We start from the raw sequence: 20,310 nt of genomic DNA, 5'->3' as shown, positions 1-20,310 counted from the left end.
TGCCCTCGCCATGCCCTCGCCATGCCCGCGCCCTGGCCGGCTTGAGAGGTTGAAAAAACCACAACCTCTCAGTCCTGTGCCAGCCAGCTCTCGATGCGCGCGGCGTCGGCGTCGGTGATCGCGACGATGCGGTAGCCGGCCCAGATCTGCCCCGAACTGGCGGCGGCTTCATGCCACTGCTCCTGGATGCCGACTTCGATCGGCTGCGACGGCGCCAGCATCCGCTCCGCACCGGGCAGCGTCAGGCTGACCTGGTACAGCGCTTCGCTGCGCGGTGCCTGCGCGCCGATCAGCAGCATGCCGGTCATCGACAGGTTGCCCAGATGGCCGATCGGCAGGCCGCTGATCGCGTCGGTGACCACCGCGTTGGCGCTGGCGCGCTTGCGTTCGGCGCGGCGCTGGTCGCTGCTGCTCATCGGTGTGCGTCCTCCGGCGGGGCGGGGCGGCGGGGCGCGGTGGCCTGGCGCAGGCTGCCGGTGAGGCTGCGCCAGGCGCGGTCGAGCAGACTCTCCGGTTGCGCCGGCACCTCGCAGGCGCGACCGCTGGCCACCTCACGGGCCAGTTGCGCCAGGCTCATCTCGTCGCCACGCTGGCCGCGCCGACTGACCAGCAGGCAATGCCCGGATACCGGCGAGTACCAGGCCAGCTTGCGCCGGGCGATCTGCCCGCTGGCCGGGTCGACGAACTCGAACCAGCTGCCGAACGGCAGCTGGCGCAGGTGCCGTTCGATGTCCCGTTCACGCGGGCTGGGCTCCGGCGCCGCGGCCGGCGGAGCCAGCACCGGCTCTGGCGGCGGGGCGGACTGCAGTTCGCCGAGGCGCTGATGCTGCTTCAGGCGCAGCGCGAGGTCGGTGGCGCTGGGCAGCTCGCCGACGGGGTCGGGGCTGCCCGCGCCCAGCAGCCGCTGCGCCACCTGCACGGCTTCCTCGGCGTGCATGCCGATCTGCTGCAGGCCGGCTTCCACCTCCGCCTGCAGCTGCCGGCGGTCGCCCACCGGCAGGCGGCCGAGCAACTGGTCGGTGATCGCCAGCTGCGTGTCGAACGCCTCGCTGTCCTCGCCATGCCGCAGCAGGGTCAGTGCCAGCACGTCGGACCAGGCGCGGTCGAGCAGGGCGCGCAACAGGCCGCGCGGCGGCGACAGTGCGAAACGTTCGGCCATCAGTTCGCCGGCGCGGTGGCGGGCCTGGTCCAGCCGCTCGCGCCCCTGCGCGGCTTCCACATGGCGCCGTTCGGCGGCCTGCGCCTTGCGCGTGAGCAGGGCCAGGTGGTGCTCGATGTCCGCCAGCAGTGTGGTGTACAGACCCGCGCTGGGCGGTTCCCGGCTGGCGCGGGCGACCAGTTGCTCGAGCTTGCTGGCCAGTGGGCGGTTGCTCTCGTCGTCGTTGCCGTCGAGCCAGTCGTTCGCGGCGGCAGTCACCGTGTCGAGCAGCCGGCGCGCAGGATGCTCGCGTTGCTCGAAGAAGTCGCGGTCGGTCACCGCCATGCGCAGTACCGGCAGTTGCAGGTCGCCGAGCAGCTGGCGGGCGTTGCTGCCGCGTTGCAGCTGCTGGCCAAGCTGCTCGAACAGCCGCGCGACCAGTTCGACCTTGTCGCCCTGCTCGTCACTCAAGCGGGTGCGCGGCGCGTCGCCGGGCTTGCCGGCGTTGAGCTGGGCCAGCAGCTCCTCGCGCAGCCGTGCCGCGCTGCGCAGTTCACGGCCCGCCTGGTCGGTGAGCTGGGCCAGGTGTTGCTGCAGCGCGCCCAGCGCGGATTGCAGCTCCTGTTCGCTGGCGGCGCGGCCGGCCGCCTGGCCGCTGACCCCGCTCTGGCTGGCACGCTGGCGCGCGAGCAGGTCGCGCAGGGATTCCAGCACCTCGATCGGCGCGCCGCTGCCGGCGCTGACGCCGGCGTGGGGTGCGCCGATGGGCTCGGCAGTCGGTTCGCTGGTCGCCGCGGCTCCGTTGCCGCCGACAGGGCGCGACCGTTTGCCGACGTGGCGCGGGATGGGGATGCTGCGCAGTTGCGGCAGGATACCGTCGCCCTGCAGGTGCGCATTGATGACGTCGTACATCGGCGCCAGCGCCTGGATCACCCACTGGTCGAAGTGCTGCAGCAGCATCAACTGGTGCTTCAGCGGCAGTTCCAGCTCCGCCCCCGCCCCATGGCAGGCCCGAGCCAGCGCGTAGGGGCCCAGCGGCAGCGCCAGCCCCTCCAATGGCGGCGCACCGACCAGCACCGCCAGCCGATGACCCAGCTCGTACAGCACGCTGGCATGGCGTACCTCGCCGCGGACGCCCAGCTGTTCCAGGCTCATTGACACTTCCTGCTCGCCGGGGTCGACCAGCGCCAGCGTCTGCCACGGCTTGGGGTTGGCGGCGGCCGGCGCAGACCGGGCGCTGTCGATGCCGTTGAACGCGCTGCCGATATGCAGGACGAAACGTTGGGCGTAGGCGGCGCGGCCCTGCAGCACACGCTGCCGGCTGGAGAAACAGTCCTGCTGGTCGCCGGTATGGTGCGCGCGCTCGGCTTGCGCGAAAAGCTGCTTCTCGAATTCGCTCAGGCAGCGCCGCAGGGGCTCCTGCAGGCCGTCCACGCACTGGTGGCAGCTGGCTTCCAGCAGGCGCTGCGTGCGCGCCGGCCAATGCGCATTGACGATGCGGCCGCCCTGATGCAACGCGGACGAATGACGTCGATCGTGCCCGACATCCATGCATGAACCCTGGTGAATCCCCCGGAGCGGCAAGTCTATGCTGGTTGCAGCAGTGACGCCATCGGCGCGGGCAGCCGCAGCGCGCTTTTCAGTCCAGGAATAGGCCAATCACGTCGTTGAGGAAGCGCTGGCCCAGTACGGTGGTGTGCAGCCGTTGCGGGTCGTCGTGCAGCCAGCCGTGCTGGCGCGCCGTCGACAGCGCGGCGGCGATGCGCGCCGACGGCAGGCCGGTGCGCTCGGCGAAGGCGGCCATCGGCACGCCGTGGACCAGGCGCAGCGCGTTGAGCATGTATTCGAACGGCAGCTCGTCCGCGCCGACCATGCTGTCGCCACCGATCCGGGCGGGGCCGCCGTTCGCTTCCATGTAGGCGCGCGGGTGGCGGCTCTTCCAGCGCCGCCGCACCAGGCCGCTGGCCGCGTCACTGAGCTTGCCGTGGGCGCCGGCGCCGATGCCGAGGTAGTCGCCGAATTCCCAGTAGTTGAGGTTGTGCAGGCAGCGCCGGCCGGGCTGCGCGTACGCGGAGATTTCGTACTGGCCGTAGCCGGCCTCGGCCAGGCGCGCCTCGCAGGCCTCCTGCATCGCCCAGGCGTGGTCGTCGTCGGGCAGCGGCGGCGGGTTGGCGGCGAACACCGTGTTCGGTTCCAGCGTCAGCTGGTAGTGCGAGATATGCGTGGGCCCGAGCGCGACCGCGCGTTCCACGTCGGTCAGCGCACCATCGAGATCCTGCCGCGGCAGCGCGTACATCAGGTCGAGGTTGATGTTGGCGTAGCCGGCGTCCTGCGCCGATTTCACCGCAGCCTCGGCCTCGCCGGCCGAATGGATGCGGCCGAGCCGCCTGAGTTTGTCGTCGTCAAAACTCTGCACGCCGAACGAGATGCGGTTGACCCCGGCGGCCAGGTAGCCGTCGAAGCGACCGTGCTCGACCGTGCCGGGATTGGTCTCCAGGGTGATTTCGACGTCGTGCGCCAGCGGCAGCCGCTCGCGCACGCCGTCGAGCAGGCGCGCGATCAGCTCCGGCGCGAACAGGCTGGGTGTGCCGCCGCCGAAAAAGATGCTGATGACCGGGCGGCCTTCCAGCGCCGCGGCGAGGTCCGCGCGGTCGGCGTCGAGGTCGGCCAGCAGTTGGTCGATGTAGGCGGCGTAGGGCGGCGGCTCGCTGCGCAGGCCGTGCGAGTTGAAATCGCAGTACGGGCACTTCTTCACGCACCACGGCATGTGCACGTACAGCGACAGCGGCGGTGCGGTGAGGCTCATGCGCGCGCTGCGGCCAGCCGCGCGTGCAGTTGCGCCAGCGCCTGGCCGCGATGGCTGAGCGTGTTCTTCAGCGCCGGCTCGAGTTCGGCGGCGCTGCGCGACTGGCCGTGCGGCAGGAACAGCGGGTCGTAGCCGAAACCCCGCTCGCCGCGTGGAGCCTCGAGCACGCGGCCGTGCCAGCGGCCTTCGGCGATCAGCGGCGCGGGGTCGTCCGCGTGCTGCAGCAGCACCAGCGCGCAGAGGAAGAACGCGCCGCGCTGCGCCGCCGGCACGCCGTCCAGCGCGCGCAGCAGCTTGGCGTTGTTCGCCGCGCTGTCGCCGTGGCCGCCGGCGTAGCGCGCGGAGTACAGGCCGGGTGCGCCATGCAGGTGATTCACGCACAGGCCGGAGTCGTCGGCCAGCGCGGGCAGGCCGCTGGCGCGCGCGGCGTGGCGTGCCTTGAGCAGCGCGTTCTCGACGAAGCTGAGTCCTGTTTCCTCGGCATCCTCGATGCCCAGGCTCGATTGCGTGACCACCTCGAAGCCGCTGTCGGCGAGCAGCGCATTGAACTCCGCGAGCTTGCCGCGGTTGCTGCTGGCCAGCACGATGCGCTGTGTCATGGACTCACTCCGTCAGCCTTTGGAAATGCGTGTAGGGCGGGCGCTGCCCACCGGCTGCCGGGTGGCAGGACGATGGCGGGCAGTGCCCGCCCCACGCTATCGGGCCAGCGCCGCGCGTTGCGCCGCGACCAGTTCGCCGATGCCCTTCTGCGCCAGCACCAGCAGCGCGTCCATCTCGTCGCGGCGGAACGCGTGGCCTTCGGCGGTGCCCTGCACCTCGATGAAGCCGCCGCCGTCGTTCATCACCACGTTCATGTCGGTGTCGCAGTCCGAATCTTCGGCGTAGTCGAGGTCGAGTACCGGCATGCCCTTGTAGATGCCCACTGAGACCGCGGCGACCGCGCCCACCACCGGGTTGCGCCGGAGGTTCTCGCGCTTCATCAGCAGGTTCACCGCATCCACCAGGGCCACGTAGGCGCCGGTGATCGCCGCGGTGCGGGTGCCGCCGTCGGCCTGCAGGACGTCGCAGTCCAGCGTGATCACGCGCTCGCCCAGCGCCTGGCGATTGACGCAGGCGCGCAGGCTGCGGCCGATCAGCCGCTGGATCTCCATGGTGCGCCCGCCCTGGCCGCCACGCGCCGCCTCGCGCTGCATGCGGGTGTTGGTGGCGCGCGGCAGCATGCCGTACTCGGCGGTGATCCAGCCCTCGCCCTTGCCGCGCAGCCAGGCCGGCGCGCGGTCCTCGATGCTGGCGGTGCACAGCACGCGGGTATCGCCGAAGCTGACCAGCACCGAGCCTTCGGCGTGGCGGGTGTAGTGGCGTTCGATGCTGACGCTGCGCAGCTGGTCGCTGGCGCGGCCGCTGGGGCGGATGACGGAGTTCATGGGCGGTCCTGGGGACGCTTGGCCGGATTGGGCAACGCGGACCGGAGAGTTTACCATTGCGTCCTTTCCCCATGTCCGGAAGACGCCGATGATCCGCAGCATGACGGCCTATGCCAGTGCCGAGAACACCGGCCCCGCCGGCACGCTCAGCTGCGAGCTGCGCACGGTGAACCACCGCTATCTCGAGCTGAGCCCGCGACTGCCGGACGACCTGCGCGGCTTCGAGTCGCAGTTGCGCGAGCGGGTGGCGGCCAAGCTGTCGCGCGGCAAGCTGGACCTGACCGTGCGCCGCACCAGTGATGCGCGCAGCGGCTCGCTGCAGGTGGATCATGCGCTGCTGTCGCGCCTGTCGGAGCTGAACCTGGACATGGCCGCGCTGTTTCCCGGGCTGCAGGTGCAGTTCACCGAGTTGCTGCGCTTCCCCGGCGTGCTGCAGCAGGCCGAGGCCGATCCGCAGGCGCAGCAGGCGGCCTTGTTCGACGTGCTCGATCGCGCGCTGGACGCGCTCGCCGCCACCCGCGAGCGCGAGGGCGAGAAGCTGGGCGCGATCCTGCGCGACCGGCTGGATGCGATCGAGCGCGTGGTGGTCGACGTGCGCGGCTGGATGCCGGAAATCCGCGCCGCGCTGCGCAGCCGGCTGGAAGCACGGCTGGCCGATCTCAAGCAGCCGGTCGAGCCGGGCCGGCTGGAGCAGGAACTGGTGCTGCAGATCACCCGCACCGACGTCGACGAGGAACTGGACCGGCTCAGCACGCACATCGGCGAGACGCGCCGCGTGCTCGGCCTGAAGGAACCGGTCGGCCGCCGGCTGGATTTCCTGATGCAGGAGTTCAACCGCGAGGCGAACACGCTCGGCTCCAAATCGGTCGACGCGCGCAGCACCAACGCAGCGGTGGAGCTGAAGGTGCTGATCGAGCAGATGCGCGAGCAGGTGCAGAACATCGAATGAGTGCTCTCAAATGATCGCTTTATGGCTCAATACGATCGGACTTTTGGCCAATTTTATTGGTGCAGTGTTGATTTGGCGGTATGGCTTGCCCGAACAGTTGCATCGTGACGGATTAGAAGCAATCACGGTCAGTCAGGTTGATGAGCGTCAGGTTGCAAAGGCCCAACTTTATGATTGCATTTCCCGGATTGGCATGTTCCTGCTAACCAGTGGATTCTTGGTTCAACTGGCTGCGCTATGGATGAAATGAGCGTAGCCATCGGCACCCTGTTCGTGGTTGCCGCGCCCTCCGGTGCCGGCAAGTCCACCCTGGTCAACGCGCTGCTCGAGCGCGAGCCGGGGATCTCGCTGTCGGTGTCGCACACCACGCGGCCGCCGCGGCCGGGCGAAACATACGGGCGTCACTACTACTTCGTCGGGCGCGCGGAATTCGAGCGCGAGATCACCGAGGGCATCTTCCTGGAACATGCCGAGGTGCACGGCAATCTGTACGGCACCTCGCGCACCGCGGTGCAGCAGTTGCTGAGGCAGGGCCGCGACGTGCTGCTGGAGATCGACTGGCAGGGCGCCCAGCAGATCCGCGCGAGCAAGCCCGATTGTGTCAGCGTGTTCATCCTGCCACCGTCGCGGGCGGAACTTGAACGGCGCTTGCGTGGTCGTCGATCGGACAGCGCCGAGGTGATCGAGCGTCGCCTGCGCAATTCGCGCGGCGAGATCGCCCACGCGCACGAGTTCGACTACATCCTGGTCAACGACGTGTTCGACGAGGCGCTGGCCGGGCTGCAGGCGATCGTGCGGGCGGTGCGCCTGCGCAGCGCGCTGCAGTGGCAGCGGCATGAGGCGCTGATCGCCGAGCTGATGGCCGGAGCCTGAGCCCGTGACCGTTTTCACATGGTCTTCGCAGCGCGCTTCCATTACCTTGTCTCCTCCCCACACGGCTTTCTCCGCCCATGACCGAAACCGTTCGCGCCACGCCTGACGACGCCACCCTGGTGCGTATCCGCGGCCTGACCACGGTGCTCGGCGGCAAGACCATCTTCGACGCGCTGGACCTGGATATTCCGCGCGGCAAGATCACCTCGATCATGGGCCCCAGCGGCACCGGCAAGACCACCCTGCTCAAGCACATCACCGGACAGATGTATGCCGACGCCGGCAGTATCCACGTCGACGGCCGCAACGTGGCCGAGCTGTCGCGCGACGAGCTGTACAAGCTGCGTGAAGGCGTGGGTTACCTGTTCCAGAACTCCGCCCTGCTGACCGATTTCGACGTGTTCGAGAATGTGGCGTTCCCGCTGCGCCAGCACACCAGACTGCCGGAGGTGCTGATCCGCAACCTGGTGCTGATGAAGCTGCAGGCAGTCGGCCTGCGCGGCGCGGCGCGGCTGATGCCGAACGAGCTGTCCGGCGGCATGGCGCGACGGGTGGCGCTGGCGCGGGCGATCGTGTTCGACCCGCAGTTGATCCTGTACGACGAGCCGTTCGTGGGGCTCGATCCGGTCGCCCTGAACCAGGTGATCAAGCTGATCCTCACCCTGAACCGCACCCTGGGCATCACCAGCGTGGTGGTGTCGCACGAACTGGCTGCCGTGCAGCGGATCGCCGACCACGTGGTGCTGCTTTCCAACGGCAAGGTGGTAGCGCAGGGCGACCCGGCGACGATCGCCGACGACGGCTCGCCGTGGACGCGGCAGTTTTTCGGCGGCGAGGCGGACGGCCCCATCCCGTTCCGCTATCCGGCCGGCGACTATGCCACCGAGCTGGGCTTTGCCGGAGCGGCGAAATGAACGCGCGCGCTCCGCAGCCTCGCAACGTGCTGACCCAGTCGTTGGCGCAGATCGGCGCCTGTGGCCTGTTCCTGCTGACCCTGCTGGCGGCAGTGCCGCGCAGCTTCCGCTACCTGCGCGAAACCATCCGCCAGCTGTGGTTCGTCGGAGCGATGAGCCTGACCATCATCATGGTCTGCGGCCTGTTTGTCGGCATGGTGCTGATGCTGCAGCTGTACCACGTGCTGTCGATCTTCGGCGGCACTTCGGCCAGCGGCATGGTGGTGGCGCTGTCGGTATACCGCGAACTGGGGCCGGTGGTCACCGCGCTGCTGTTCGCCGGCCGCGCCGGCACCGCGGTCACCGCCGAGATCGGCCTGATGCGCGCCACCGACCAGATTTCCGCGATGGAGATGATGGCGGTCGACCCGGTCGCCTATGTCGCCACGCCGCGCTTCCTGGCCGGGCTGATCGCGATGCCGCTGCTGAGCTGCGTGTTCTGCGCCATGGCCATTTTCGGCGGCCACCTGGTCGGCGTGACCTGGCTCGGCATCGACAACGGCACGTTCTGGTCGAACATGACCGCCCAGGTCGACGTGCATACCGACATCATCAACGGCGTGCTGCTGAAGAGCCTTGCGTTCGGCGCGGTGGTGTCGCTGATCGCGGTGTTCCAGGGCTTCACCACGCCGCCGACCAGCGAAGGCGTGGCCTACGCCACCACGCGCACCGTGGTGGCGTCGTCGATCGCCATCCTGGCGCTGGATTTCGTCCTCACCGCCTTCCTGATGTGACCGCCATGACTTGTCGTTTTCCGAGGATTCTGCCGTGAGCCAACCGAGAAGTTCCTACGCCGTCGGCACCGGCCTGTTCATCGTGCTCGGCTTTGCCGCGCTGGCCTACCTGGCCACCCAGACCAGTTCGGTGGCGAACGTGCGCCAGGGCGACAGCTACGTCGTCGACGCGCAGTTCACCAACATCGGCCAGCTGAAGGAGCGCGCGCCAGTGAAGGTGGCCGGTGTGCGCGTGGGCCAGGTACAGTCGATCACGCTGCAGCCGGGCCGCGACGTGGCCGAGGTGAAGCTGTCGATCGACAAGCTCTACGACAGGATCCCGCAGGATTCGGTGGCGACGATCTTCACCAGCGGCCTGCTCGGCGACCAGTACGTGGGCATCGAGTACGGCAGCGCGAAGCAGGTGGTGGCTGCCGGCGGCACGCTGGCGCGCACCAAGTCGACCCAGCCGCTGGAGGAGATGCTGGGCAAGTTCTTCGGCGCCGGCGGCGTGGTCGACAATGTCGGCGGCAGCTATGCGGTGAAGGCGAGCTTCACCAACGTCGGCACGCTGTCGGCCGGCGCGCCGGTGAAGATGGCCGGCGTGGTGATCGGCAGCGTGCAGTCGGTGCACGCCGACCCGGTCAAGTTGAATGCCGACGTGGTGCTGTCGATCGACAAGCGCTACGACGCGATTCCGGACGATTCCTCCGCTGCGGTGTTCACCAGCGGTTTGATCGGCAGCCAGTATGTTGCGATCCAGCCGGGCGGTTCGCCCGACGCGCTCAAGGACGGCGACGAGATGATCCTGACCCAGTCCGCGTTGCAGCTGGAGGACCTGATCGGCAAGTTCCTGGTCAACGGTTCGCCCAGCGACAAGAAAGACGCCGGCAACGGCAACAAATAGCCCGCCATTCCCCGCCGGCTCGCCGAGCCGGTCAGCCCAAGGAGTTACCCATGTTGCGCAGACTGGCTCTTGCCACCGCCATCGCGTTTGGTGCCGTCGCCACGGTTCCGGCATTCGCCCAGGCGGCCGCCCCGGTCGCAGCCCCGGCGACGACCCAGCTGGCCCCGGTGCAGGTCGTGCAAGCCATCGCCGACCAGCTGGCCACGGCGATCGATGGCCATCGCGACGAGCTGAAGAAGAACCAGGAGAAGCTCATCAGCGTCATCGACGAGGTGTTTCTGCCGCACTTCGACATCGACTATGCCTCGATCCTGGTGCTCGGCCAGCATGCCCGCGAGGCCACTCCGGCGCAGCGCGAGCGCTTCGCCCGGGCGTTCTACAACTCGATCACGCACCGTTACGCCGAGGGCCTGCTGAACTACACCCGCGGCCGGGTGAAGGTGCTGCCGTTCAAGGGCGACCTCAACGACAAGCGCACCGTGGTGCGCACCCAGGTGGTGCTGGACGACGGCAAGCTGGTGTCGGTCGACTATGCCTTCCGCAAGGGGCGCAACGGCGACTGGAAGGCCTACGACGTAATCATCGAGGGCATCTCCTATGTCACCAACTACCGCAACCAGGTGGACGCGGAGATCCGCAAGGTCGGCATCGAGCAGCTGATCAGCAATATCGAGACCCAGGGCTCCAAGGCGCTGGATACGATGGCCAAGGACAACAAGGACAAGTCGTGACGCAGGCCGCCGCAGACAGCTTCCAGCTGGACACCGGCACGCCTGGCACGCTGGGCGTGTGCGGCGAGCTGAGCTTCGATACCGCGGCCGCTGCGTGGCAGGCGATCCGCGTTGCGCTGACGGGTCGCCCGATATCGCGGCTGGACCTGGCCGGCGTGCGCCACAGTGACAGCGCCGGGTTGGCCTGCGTGCTGGCGGTCGCGGCCGACGCGACCCGTCGCGGTCAGGCGTTGCAGGTCGTGCATGTGCCGGCCGGCATGCAGTCGCTGGCCCAGGTCTGCGAGGTCGACCGGCTGTTCGGCTGAGCGAAGGCCCGGGGTCGTGCAACGCAAAGAAGGGGCCGCGAGGCCCCTTCCTCGTGTCGACCATGCGCTGTGCTCAGGGCTGCTTGCTGGACGCTTCCGGGTGCTTGTTTTCCCACTGGTGCTGCTGGTCCAGCAGTTCCTCGGGGTCGAAATTCTTCTCGTCCAGGCCCTGCATCTGCTGGATGATCTCGACCGGCGGGTTGCCGTCGTAGATTTTGTACAGGCGCTGCTGGCGGTACGCATCGCGGATGAATACGTAGGGATCGTAGGCGGATTGCAGGAAGCTCTCCGCGTCGATTCCGCGCGAGCGCAAGGTCACCAGATATATCGCCTGCGGCAGGTACTGCAGGCCGTTGTAGTCATGGTTGCCTGCGTACAGGCTCAACGGGTCGAAGAAGTAGCTGTCGACCGGCAGGCGCCAGATGTCACGCGCGGTACTGGGGCCGAAGAACGGCAGCATCAGGAAGTCGCCTTCCGGGGCACCCCAACGCGCCAGGGTGACGCCGAAGTCGTTGTCTTCTATCGGCAGGCCAAGCTGGCTGGCCGGATCGAAGAAGCCGCCGACGCCCAGGGTCAGGTTCACCAGGAATCGGCCGGTGCTCTGCAGCGCCTGCTTCGGACGCGCCTGCAGCAGGTCGTTGGCGACCGTGACCGGCATGCGGATATTGGTGAAGAAGTCGCTGAACGAGCGGCGTACTGGCGGATTGGTCACCTTGCGGTAACCCATCGCAACCGGGCGGATCACCGCCTTGTCCACCGCGTCGTTGAATTTGTAGGCGCCGCGGTTGTATTTCTCCAGCGGATCGTCGGTGCGCGGCTTGGCGATGGTGCAGCCAGCCAGCAAGACGATGGCGAGCACGGGCAGCCAGCGGCGCAACTTGGGGAATCGAAGCGGTGAGGGCATCGGTGCGGGGGTTCGCGTCGTGGGGGTAGTAAGTGTACTGTCTGGTTTTGTATCTTGCACGGCTTTCGGTTGGCTTCCGGCGCGTGCCGCCGCCGGTTCACGGCCAGCCCACCATGATACGCGGCAGCCGCATTGCCAGCAAAGCATCCACTCCTCTACACTGTGAGACCATATAAGTCGTTTTAATCCCTAAGGATTTCGCATGGCACGCATTACCGTGGAAGACTGCCTCGAGGTGGTCGACAACCGTTTCGAACTGGTACTGATGGCAACCAAGCGCGCGCGTCAGCTGGAAAAGGGCGCCGAGCCGGCCGTCAACCCCGACCATGACAAGCCGACTGTGCTGGCGCTGCGCGAGATCGCCGCCCGCCGCATCGACCAGGCCACCATCGACCAGATCGACAAGGCCGAGCGCGAGCGCGCCGAGCGCGAGGCGCTGGAGTGGGCCGCGGCCGAGGTCGACGACGACCTGTCCAAGGGCGGCGACGACTGATGGACGGCGGCTGCTGTAGCGCGCGTCTCCGTCGCACCGGCGCGGCCGGTGCGACGGCCTGCGTGCGGACGGCAACCGCTGGCGGTTCCTGGCGCGAGGTGGGCGCCTGAGCAGGCGCCGGCAGCGAATGACTGCGGCCACCCACCCCGCCACGGTCGACCTCTCCGCGCTGCCGCCCTATGCGCTGGCCCTGAAAGAGCGCGTTGCCTACCTGCCCGAAGCGCAGGTTGATCGCGTGCTGCGCGCATTCCAGCTCGGCGCGCAGGCGCATGCCGGGCAAGAGCGCAAGAGCGGCGAGCCGTACATCACCCATCCGGTGGCGGTGGCCGGCATCCTGGCCGAGCTGGGGCTGGATGCCGAGACGATCATCGCGGCGATCCTGCACGACACCCTGGAAGACACCGAGCTCAGCCGCGAGACGCTGGCCGCCGAGTTCGGCGAGGTGGTGGCCGAACTGGTCGACGGCGTCACCAAGCTGGACAAGATGCGCTTCGGCACGCGCCAGGAGGCGGATGCGGAAAGCTTCCGCAAGATGCTGCTGGCGATGGCGCGTGACATCCGCGTGATCCTGATCAAGCTGGCCGACCGCCTGCACAACATGCGCACGCTCGGCGCCAAGGACGCGCCGTCGCGTCGCCGCATCGCGGGCGAGACGCTGGAGATCTACGCGCCGATCGCGCAGCGCCTGGGCATGAACAAGTTCAAGGCCGAGCTGCAGGACCTGGGTTTCCGCGCGCTGTACCCGGACCGCTACCGGGTGATCAGCGAACGCATCCGTGCCGCGCTGGGCAACCGGCGTGAGGCGATGGGCAAGATCGAGGCGGCGCTGTCCGCGCGGCTGGCCGCCGACCACCTGAGTGCCCGCGTGGTCGGCCGGATCAAGTCGCCGTGGAGCATCTATTCGAAGATGCGCGGCGACCACAAGAGCTTCGCCCAGTTGATGGACGTCTATGGCTTCCGCGTGGTCGTGGACAGCGCGATGAGCTGCTACATGGCGCTCGGCGTGGTGCATGCGCTGTACAAGCCGGTCGACCGCCGCTTCAAGGATTTCATCGCGATCCCCAAGGCGAACGGCTACCAGTCGCTGCACACCGTGCTGCTGGGCCCGTTCGGCGCGCCGATCGAGGTGCAGATCCGCACCGCCGAGATGGATTCGGTGGCCGAGCGCGGCGTGGCCGCGCACTGGGCCTACAAGACCGATTCGGGCCCGGCCAACAGCGCCCAGGCGCGGGCGCGCGAGTGGCTGTCCTCGCTGGTCGACAGCTCGGCGAGCACGGTGTCGTCGTCGGAGTTCATCGAGAACGTCAAGATCGACCTGTTCCCCGACGAGGTCTACCTGTTCACGCCGCGCGGCGACATCCTGTCGCTGCCGCGCAACGCCACCGCGCTGGATTTCGCCTACGCCGTGCACACCGACGTGGGCGACCACGCGGTGGCCGCGCGCGTGGACAAGAAGCTGCTGCCGCTGCGCACCAAGCTGGAGTCCGGCCAGCTGGTGGAGATCATCACCGCGCCGTCGGCGGTGCCGAACCCGGCCTGGCTGGAGGTGGTGGTCACCGGCAAGGCGCGCACCGCGATCCGCCAGTACCTGAAGCACCTGCAGCACGAGGATGCGGTGGACTTCGGCCATCGCATGCTCGACCGCGCGCTGGATGCGCAGGGCAGCAGCCTGGACGGCATCCCGCCGGCGGTGCTGGACCGCTTCCTGGAAACCTCCAAGCTGAAACGGCTGGAGGAACTGCTGTCCGACATCGCGCTGGGCAACCGCATGCCCGACGTGGTGGCCAGCCAGTTGCTGGCCTCGCGCGGCCGCAAGGCCGGCAAGCCGCACACGGCGGCGCACGCGCACGAGAAGATCCGCATCACCGGCGCCGAGCGCGGCGTGCTCAGCTTCGCCAACTGCTGCCACCCGCTGCCGGGCGACGACATCATCGGCTACCTGTCCTCGGGCAAGGGCATCGTGGTGCATCGCGAGGAATGCCCGAATGTGGTCGAGCTGCGCAAGTCGCCCGAGCGCTGCGTGGCGATCGAATGGGACCGCGACGTGCAGGGCGACTACCGCGCCGAGCTGCGCATCGAGGTGATCAACCGCCCCGGCGTGCTGGCCACCGTGGCCGCCGCGATCGCCGCCGCCGACTCGAACATCGAGAACGTGGAGTACGTCGAGCGCGACGCCGCCGCGGCCACCTTGCTGTTCGCGCTGGAAGTGAAGAACCGCAAGCATCTGGCCGACGTGATCCGCCGCGTGCGCCGCACCGGCGTGGTCAGCGGCGCCTACCGCTATCCCCTGTGAGACGGGGCTGCAGATGCGGGATTCGCACAGGGCCTGGATGGACCGGGCGGTGGGCACGGGAGTCGTGACACGGTAATCTTTCGGAATCCCAAGTCCCGAATCCCGAGGCCATCCATGTCCCGCAGCATCATCTCCACCGACAAAGCTCCTGCCGCGATCGGCCCGTATTCGCAGGCCGTGCGCGCCGGCAACACCGTGTACTTCTCCGGACAGATTCCGCTGGATCCCGCCACCGGTGCGCTGGTCGACGGCGATATCACGGCGCAGACGCGGCGCGTGTTCGACAACCTCACCGCGGTGGCGGTGGCGGCCGGCGGCTCGCTGGCGCAGATCGTGCGCGTGGGCATCTACGTCACCGACCTGGCGAACTTCGCCGCGGTCAACGCGGTGATGGCCGAATACTTCCAGCAGCCCTATCCGGCACGTTCCACCATCGAGGTATCCGGCCTGCCGAAGGCGGCGCAGGTCGAGGTCGACGCGGTGATGGTGCTGGACTGAGCATCATGGGCGTTGCGCGCCGACACGCGTTGTCGGCGTGCGGTTTACGACGGAAGGCGGCGCTCGGTTAGGCTTGCAGGTCATGGCTACCCGCACCGCCCGTTCCGCTTCCGTTGTCGACGCCGATCCGGGCCTTGCCCCGGTCGGCTCGCTGCCGGGTGTCGGTCCGGCGCTGGCCGCGTCGCTGGCCCGGTTGGGGCTGGAGCGGGTGCAGGACCTGTGGTTCCACCTGCCGCTGCGTTACGAGGACAAGACCCGGATCACCGCGATCGCCGACCTGCGGACGGGCGAGCGGGCGCAGGTCGAGGGCGTGGTCGAGGCAGTCGAGCGTGGTTTCCGCTATCGGCCGCAACTGAAGGTGGCGATCGGCGACGCCAGTCGGCAGACCCTGCTGCTGCGCTTCTTCCACTTCAACCGCGCGCAGGCCGAGCAGTTGCTGCCCGGCACGCGGCTGCTCTGCTACGGCGAGGTACGCCATGGCGCGCAGGGCCTGGAGATGGTGCACCCCAACTACCGGCGCCTGGACGAGGCGGCGGCAGCCACCGTCGACGAGGCACTGAGCCCGGTTTATCCGACCACCGAGGGGCTGGGCCCGAAGCGGCTGGCCGGGGTGATCGACAAGGCGCTGGCGCTGCTGCCGCCGGCGGCGCAACTGGAGCTGATTCCACCGGAATGGTGCGCCCGGCACGGACTCACCTCGCTGCGTGACGCGCTGCTGTACGTACACCGCCCACCGCCGGATGCGCGCCTGGACCAGCTGATGCTGGGGCGGCATCCGGCGCAGCAGCGGCTGGTATTCGAGGAACTGTTGACCCAGCACCTCAGCCTGAGCCGCATGCGCGCGGCGGTACGCCAGCGGCGCGCGCCGAAACTGGGTGGTACGGACGAGCTGCGCGGGCGCTTGCTGGCAGGCCTGCCGTTCCGCCTGACTGCAGCCCAGCGGCGCGTTGGCGAAGAGGTGGCGCGCGACCTGGCGCAGCCGCGGCCAATGCTGCGGCTGGTGCAAGGAGATGTCGGCAGCGGCAAGACCGTGGTTGCTGCGCTGGCGGCGCTTGCCGCCGTGGAGTCGGGCCACCAGGTCGCGCTGATGGCGCCGACCGAACTGCTGGCCGAGCAGCACCTGCACAACTTCCGCCACTGGCTGCAGCCGCTCGGCGTCGAGGTGGAGTGGTTGGCCGGCAAGGTCACCGGCAAGGCGCGCAAGCAGGCACTGGCGCGGGTCGCCGAAGGCGCGCCGGTGGTAGTCGGCACACATGCGCTGATGCAGGAGGGCGTGGCGTTCGCGCGGCTCGGCCTGGTGATCGTCGACGAGCAGCACCGCTTCGGCGTGCAACAACGGCTGGCGCTGCGCGACAAGGGCAGGGATGGCGAGCTGGTTCCGCACCAGTTGGTGCTGACCGCCACGCCGATCCCGCGCACGCTGGCGATGAGTGCATACGCCGACCTCGACGTCTCGTCGATCGACGAACTGCCGCCCGGGCGCACGCCGGTGCAGACGATCGCGATCTCGAACGGGCGCCGCAGCGAGGTGATAGAGCGCATCCACGCCGCCTGCGGCGAAGGGCGCCAGGTGTACTGGGTATGCACGCTGATCGAGGAATCCGAGCAGCTGCGGGCGCAGGCGGCCGAGGTGGCGTACGCCGAACTCTCCGCCGCACTCGTCGGCTTCAGGGTCGGCCTGATCCACGGCCGCATGAAGCCGAAGGAAAAGCAGGCGGTGATGGATGCGTTCAAGGCCGGCGAACTGACCGTGCTGGTGGCGACCACGGTGATCGAGGTGGGCGTGGACGTGCCCAACGCCAGCCTGATGGTGATCGAGAACAGCGAGCGGCTGGGCCTGGCCCAGCTGCACCAGTTGCGCGGCCGGGTGGGGCGCGGTGCGGTGGCATCGAACTGCGTGCTGCTGTACCAGCCGCCGCTGGGCCGGCTGGCGCGCGAACGGCTGCAGGTGATGCGCGACACCAGCGACGGTTTCCGCATTGCCGAGAAGGATCTCGAGCTGCGTGGTCCGGGCGAGGTGCTGGGCACCCGCCAGACCGGCCAGCTCAGCTTCCGCATCGCCGACCTGGCCCGCGACGCGCACCTGTTGCCGGCGGTGCAGCAGGTCGGCGAGCACATGCTGGCCGAACATCCGCGCCAGACCACGCAATTGATCGAACGCTGGATCGGCGGTGCGGCGCGTTACGCGCATGCCTAATTATTTGCGATCATCCCTGACCGCAAAGATCAAATGGGCGGCCATCCCTGGCCGCACTTTTCAAGTTTTTTGCGATCATCCTTGATCGCGAAAAAATCGCCCGGAGCGATTTTTGACATCGCGCCAGCGATGGCTCGAAGGGCGGCCGCCAAGGGATGGTGGTCGCAAGATCAAACGGGCGACCGTCCTTGGCCGCACTTTTCAATATTCTTGCAATCGTCCCTGATTGCGAAGATCAAACGGGCAGCCATCCATGGCCGCGCTTTTCAATTCTTGTGATTATCCAGCCATGAGCAAGCCGCAACTCCTGATCGACACCGACCCCGGCGTCGACGACGCCCTGGCCATCCTGATGGCCTACGCCCATGCCGACATCGCCGGCCTCACCATCGCCGCCGGCAACGTAGGCCTCGGCCATACCGTGCGCAACGCGCGCACGCTGGTTGACCTGGTCGGCGCGGCGACGCCGGTGTTCGCCGGTTGTGCCGCGCCGCTGGTGCGCGCGGCGGACGAGGATGCCGCCTTCGTGCATGGCCAGGACGGTTTCGGCGACATCGGTTTTCCCGAGCCTGCCGCTGCGCTCGCCACCGAGCCGGCCGCGCTGGCCCTGCTGCGGCTGACCCGCGAACGGCCGGGCGAGCTGAACCTGGTGGCGCTGGGGCCGCTGACCAACCTGGCGCTGGCGCTCAGACTCGATCCCACGCTGCCCGCGCGAGTGAAGCGGCTGGTGGTGATGGGCGGCGCGGTGACGGGCCACGGCAACACCGGCAAGGTGCCGGCGGAGTTCAACGTCGGCTTCGACCCGGAGGCGGCGCACGTGGTGTTCGAGGCGTTCCCCGCATTCGATCTGGTCGACTGGGAGGCCACCTTGCGGCACGCCTTCGACGATGCCGAATTCGACGGCTGGCTGGCGACCGGCGATCGGCGCGCGACGTTCTTCGGCAAGATCGCGGCCACCGCGCGCCGCTACAATGCGCAGCATGATCGCCACGGGCTGGTAGCCGCCGACGCGCTGGCGATGGCGGTGGCGCTGGACCCCACCATCGTCATCCGCAGCGAAACCCGCGCCGTGGCGGTGGAACTGGACGGCGGCCTGACCCGCGGCGCCACCGTGGTCGACTGGAAGGGGCGGCTGGGTCGGCCGGCCCGGGCGAACATCGTGCTGGAAGTGGACCAGGCCCGCTTTGCCGCGATGGTGCGGCATGCGCTGGGCGTGCCCACCTGAGCGGACTTGCGGCGTTCCCGGCTTCGCCGTTACAATACCGCTCTTTTCACCACCGCTTTAGAGCCAGCCATGAAGCCTGCTATCCATCCGAACTACATCCCGGTGGTGTTCCAGGACCTGTCGTCCGACTTCGCGTTCCTGACCAAGTCGACCATGTCCAGCAAGGAAACCATCAAGTGGGAAGACGGCAATGAGTACCCGCTGATCAAGGTGGATATCTCCAGCCATTCCCACCCGTTCTACACCGGTAAGCAGAAGACGCTGGACGTCGGCGGTCGCGTCGACAAGTTCCGCCGCCGTTATGCGGGTGCCGTCAAGGAATAAATGACGCGAGGGCCGGCGCCTGGCGTCGGCTGCGCGGGTTGCGGTTCGGGACACGGGGCAGGCGCAGGCCTGCCCCGTGTCTTTTTGCGTTGGCCATTCGACCATTCGCCATCGAATGCAAGCGCGACCTTGTGCGATAATGATTGTTGAACTGGCGTCAGCGCGCCCGTTGCATCGCGTGTTTTCCCCGGCACGCCATGCCCAGCATTTCCTCGCCGGCCGGCGCCGCCCTCGCGGTTGCCGACGGCGGTGACCCACATGTAAGGAGGTTTCCGTGTCCGATCCCAAGACCGTCAAGCTGGTGGATGAATCGAGCAAGCGCAGCAGCGAACTGCCGCTGGTCAGCGGTACGCTCGGCCCCGCATGCATCGACATCGCCACGCTGTACAAGGACACCGGCCACTTCACCTACGACCCCGGCTACGGTTCGACCGCCAGCACCAAGAGCGCGATCACCTACATCGACGGTGACAAGGGCGTGCTGCTGTACCGCGGCTATCCGATCGAGCAACTGGCGGAGCACTCCAGCTTCCTCGAAGTGGCCTACCTGCTGCTCAACGGCGAGCTGCCGAAGCCGGCCGAGTTCGCCACGTTCGAGCACGACGTCGCACACCACACGATGCTGCACGAGTCGCTGAAGAATTTCTTCCAGGGCTTCCACCACGACGCGCATCCGATGGCGATGCTGGCCGCCGCGGTGGCCTCGCTGTCGGCGTTCTACCACGACGACCTCAACGTCGACGACCCGGCCGACCGCAAGCTCGCCGCGATCCGCCTGATCGCCAAGATGCCGACCATCGCGGCTGCCTGCTACCGCTACTCGATCGGCTGGCCGATGCGCTATCCGCGCAACAACCTGGAGTACGTGGACCGCTTCCTGCACATGATGTTCGAGGTGCCGAGCGAGCCGCTGCAGATGAACCCGGTGGCGGCCAGGGCGCTCGACCTGTTGTTCATCCTGCATGCCGACCACGAGCAGAACGCCTCCACCTCGACCGTGCGCCTGGTCGGCTCCACCGGTGCCAACCCGTACGCGTCGATCGCCGCCGGCATCACCGCGCTGTGGGGGCCCGCGCATGGCGGCGCCAACGAGGCGGTGCTCAGGCAGCTGCGGGAAATCGGCACGCCGGACAACGTCGAGTCGGCGATCCTGCGCGCGAAGGACAAGAACGACAGCTTCCGCCTGATGGGCTTCGGCCATCGCGTGTACAAGAACTTCGACCCGCGCGCGAAGATCATCCGCGAGATGTGCCACAAGGTGCTGGCCGAGCTGGGCGTCAACGACCCGCTGCTGGACGTGGCGATGAAGCTGGAAGAGGCGGCGCTGAAGGACGAGTACTTCGTCGAGCGCAAGCTGTACCCGAACGTCGACTTCTATTCCGGGATCATCTACAAGGCGCTGGGCATTCCCACCGAGATGTTCACCGTGATGTTCGCCATCGCGCGCACCGCCGGCTGGATCGCGCACTGGATCGAGCAGCACGAAACACCCGGATCGCGCATCGGCCGCCCGCGGCAGGTCTATACCGGCGCCGACGTGCGCAACTACGTGCCGACCGCGAAGCGCTGATCGCCCA

General features: G+C 68.2%; 21 protein-coding genes. 15 read left to right on the top strand and 6 right to left on the bottom strand.

Features of this window, described 5'->3' with window-relative positions; translation table 11 throughout:
- Positions 1–68: 68 nt before the first annotated feature.
- The 5 genes from UUA_RS05835 to rph form a co-directional block, all read right to left on the bottom strand.
- Positions 69–416, bottom strand: coding sequence for a PilZ domain-containing protein (locus UUA_RS05835; protein WP_008435068.1), 348 nt, complete (start codon positions 414–416; stop codon positions 69–71).
- Positions 413–2,689 (bottom strand): DUF1631 family protein, encoded by a 2,277-nt coding sequence (locus UUA_RS05830; RefSeq protein ID WP_039953627.1) that lies wholly within the window; start codon positions 2,687–2,689, stop codon positions 413–415. Before UUA_RS05830 ends, UUA_RS05835 begins: the two co-directional genes overlap by 4 nt.
- An 88-nt stretch (positions 2,690–2,777) precedes the next feature.
- Positions 2,778–3,944, bottom strand: coding sequence for a radical SAM family heme chaperone HemW (hemW, locus tag UUA_RS05825; RefSeq protein WP_008435064.1), 1,167 nt, complete (start codon positions 3,942–3,944; stop codon positions 2,778–2,780).
- Positions 3,941–4,543, bottom strand: a complete 603-nt coding sequence (gene rdgB, locus UUA_RS05820; RefSeq protein WP_008435063.1) for an RdgB/HAM1 family non-canonical purine NTP pyrophosphatase — start codon at positions 4,541–4,543, stop codon at positions 3,941–3,943. Before rdgB ends, hemW begins: the two co-directional genes overlap by 4 nt.
- A gap of 96 nt (positions 4,544–4,639) precedes the next feature.
- The gene (gene rph, locus UUA_RS05815) at positions 4,640–5,368 is read right to left on the bottom strand and encodes a ribonuclease PH (RefSeq protein WP_008435060.1); all 729 of its coding nucleotides are present in this window, start codon (positions 5,366–5,368) and stop codon (positions 4,640–4,642) included.
- 88 nt (positions 5,369–5,456) lie between these two features.
- Here rph and UUA_RS05810 point away from each other — a divergent pair, with 88 nt between their 5' ends.
- From UUA_RS05810 to UUA_RS05780, 8 genes are all read left to right on the top strand, one after another.
- Positions 5,457–6,317 (top strand): YicC/YloC family endoribonuclease, encoded by an 861-nt coding sequence (locus UUA_RS05810; RefSeq protein ID WP_008435059.1) that lies wholly within the window; start codon positions 5,457–5,459, stop codon positions 6,315–6,317.
- Positions 6,318–6,327: 10 nt separating this feature from the next.
- Positions 6,328–6,567 carry a hypothetical protein gene (locus UUA_RS19270; protein WP_008435057.1) on the top strand — a complete coding sequence of 80 codons (240 nt, stop codon included), beginning with the start codon at positions 6,328–6,330 and terminating at the stop codon, positions 6,565–6,567.
- A complete protein-coding gene (gmk, locus tag UUA_RS05805; protein WP_008435056.1) occupies positions 6,564–7,190 on the top strand; it encodes a guanylate kinase in 627 nt (208 codons plus the stop codon). Before UUA_RS19270 ends, gmk begins: the two co-directional genes overlap by 4 nt.
- Positions 7,191–7,267: 77 nt before the next feature.
- Positions 7,268–8,104: an ABC transporter ATP-binding protein gene (locus tag UUA_RS05800; protein ID WP_008435054.1), complete on the top strand. Its 837-nt coding sequence runs from the start codon at positions 7,268–7,270 to the stop codon at positions 8,102–8,104.
- A complete protein-coding gene (mlaE, locus tag UUA_RS05795) occupies positions 8,101–8,877 on the top strand; it encodes a lipid asymmetry maintenance ABC transporter permease subunit MlaE (RefSeq protein ID WP_008435052.1) in 777 nt (258 codons plus the stop codon). Before UUA_RS05800 ends, mlaE begins: the two co-directional genes overlap by 4 nt.
- Positions 8,878–8,911: 34 nt before the next feature.
- Positions 8,912–9,763, top strand: a complete 852-nt coding sequence (gene mlaD / locus UUA_RS05790) for an outer membrane lipid asymmetry maintenance protein MlaD (protein WP_008435050.1) — start codon at positions 8,912–8,914, stop codon at positions 9,761–9,763.
- A 50-nt stretch (positions 9,764–9,813) separates the two neighbouring features.
- Entirely contained in the window at positions 9,814–10,494 is a 681-nt protein-coding gene (locus UUA_RS05785) for an MlaC/ttg2D family ABC transporter substrate-binding protein (protein ID WP_008435049.1), read from the top strand.
- On the top strand, positions 10,491–10,799 hold the full coding sequence (locus UUA_RS05780) for an STAS domain-containing protein (protein WP_008435047.1): 309 nt from the start codon (positions 10,491–10,493) through the stop codon (positions 10,797–10,799). Before UUA_RS05785 ends, UUA_RS05780 begins: the two co-directional genes overlap by 4 nt.
- A 73-nt stretch (positions 10,800–10,872) precedes the next feature.
- On the opposite strand, the gene UUA_RS05775 is transcribed toward UUA_RS05780, so the two are convergent.
- On the bottom strand, positions 10,873–11,703 hold the full coding sequence (locus UUA_RS05775; RefSeq protein WP_039953626.1) for an MlaA family lipoprotein: 831 nt from the start codon (positions 11,701–11,703) through the stop codon (positions 10,873–10,875).
- A gap of 202 nt (positions 11,704–11,905) precedes the next feature.
- On the opposite strand from UUA_RS05775, the gene rpoZ reads away from it, so the two are divergent.
- The 7 genes from rpoZ (at position 11,906) to UUA_RS05740 (ending at position 20,303) form a co-directional block, all read left to right on the top strand.
- The gene (gene rpoZ, locus UUA_RS05770; protein ID WP_007509529.1) at positions 11,906–12,196 is read left to right on the top strand and encodes a DNA-directed RNA polymerase subunit omega; all 291 of its coding nucleotides are present in this window, start codon (positions 11,906–11,908) and stop codon (positions 12,194–12,196) included.
- 127 nt (positions 12,197–12,323) lie between these two features.
- Entirely contained in the window at positions 12,324–14,489 is a 2,166-nt protein-coding gene (locus tag UUA_RS05765) for a RelA/SpoT family protein (protein ID WP_008435038.1), read from the top strand.
- Positions 14,490–14,603: 114 nt separating this feature from the next.
- Positions 14,604–14,987, top strand: coding sequence for a RidA family protein (locus UUA_RS05760; protein WP_008435037.1), 384 nt, complete (start codon positions 14,604–14,606; stop codon positions 14,985–14,987).
- Positions 14,988–15,069: 82 nt separating this feature from the next.
- The gene (recG, locus tag UUA_RS05755; RefSeq protein WP_039953625.1) at positions 15,070–17,184 is read left to right on the top strand and encodes an ATP-dependent DNA helicase RecG; all 2,115 of its coding nucleotides are present in this window, start codon (positions 15,070–15,072) and stop codon (positions 17,182–17,184) included.
- Positions 17,185–17,473: 289 nt separating this feature from the next.
- Positions 17,474–18,409 carry a nucleoside hydrolase gene (locus UUA_RS05750; protein WP_008435035.1) on the top strand — a complete coding sequence of 312 codons (936 nt, stop codon included), beginning with the start codon at positions 17,474–17,476 and terminating at the stop codon, positions 18,407–18,409.
- Between the two features lie 69 nt (positions 18,410–18,478).
- Positions 18,479–18,733: a type B 50S ribosomal protein L31 gene (locus UUA_RS05745; protein ID WP_008435034.1), complete on the top strand. Its 255-nt coding sequence runs from the start codon at positions 18,479–18,481 to the stop codon at positions 18,731–18,733.
- A gap of 274 nt (positions 18,734–19,007) precedes the next feature.
- Positions 19,008–20,303 (top strand): citrate synthase, encoded by a 1,296-nt coding sequence (locus UUA_RS05740; protein WP_008435033.1) that lies wholly within the window; start codon positions 19,008–19,010, stop codon positions 20,301–20,303.
- Positions 20,304–20,310 lie beyond the last annotated feature (7 nt).

This window comes from Rhodanobacter thiooxydans LCS2 (assembly GCF_000264375.1).
Classification (GTDB): Bacteria; Pseudomonadota; Gammaproteobacteria; order Xanthomonadales; family Rhodanobacteraceae; genus Rhodanobacter; species Rhodanobacter thiooxydans.
This window is presented reverse-complemented; position numbering and strand designations above follow the sequence as displayed.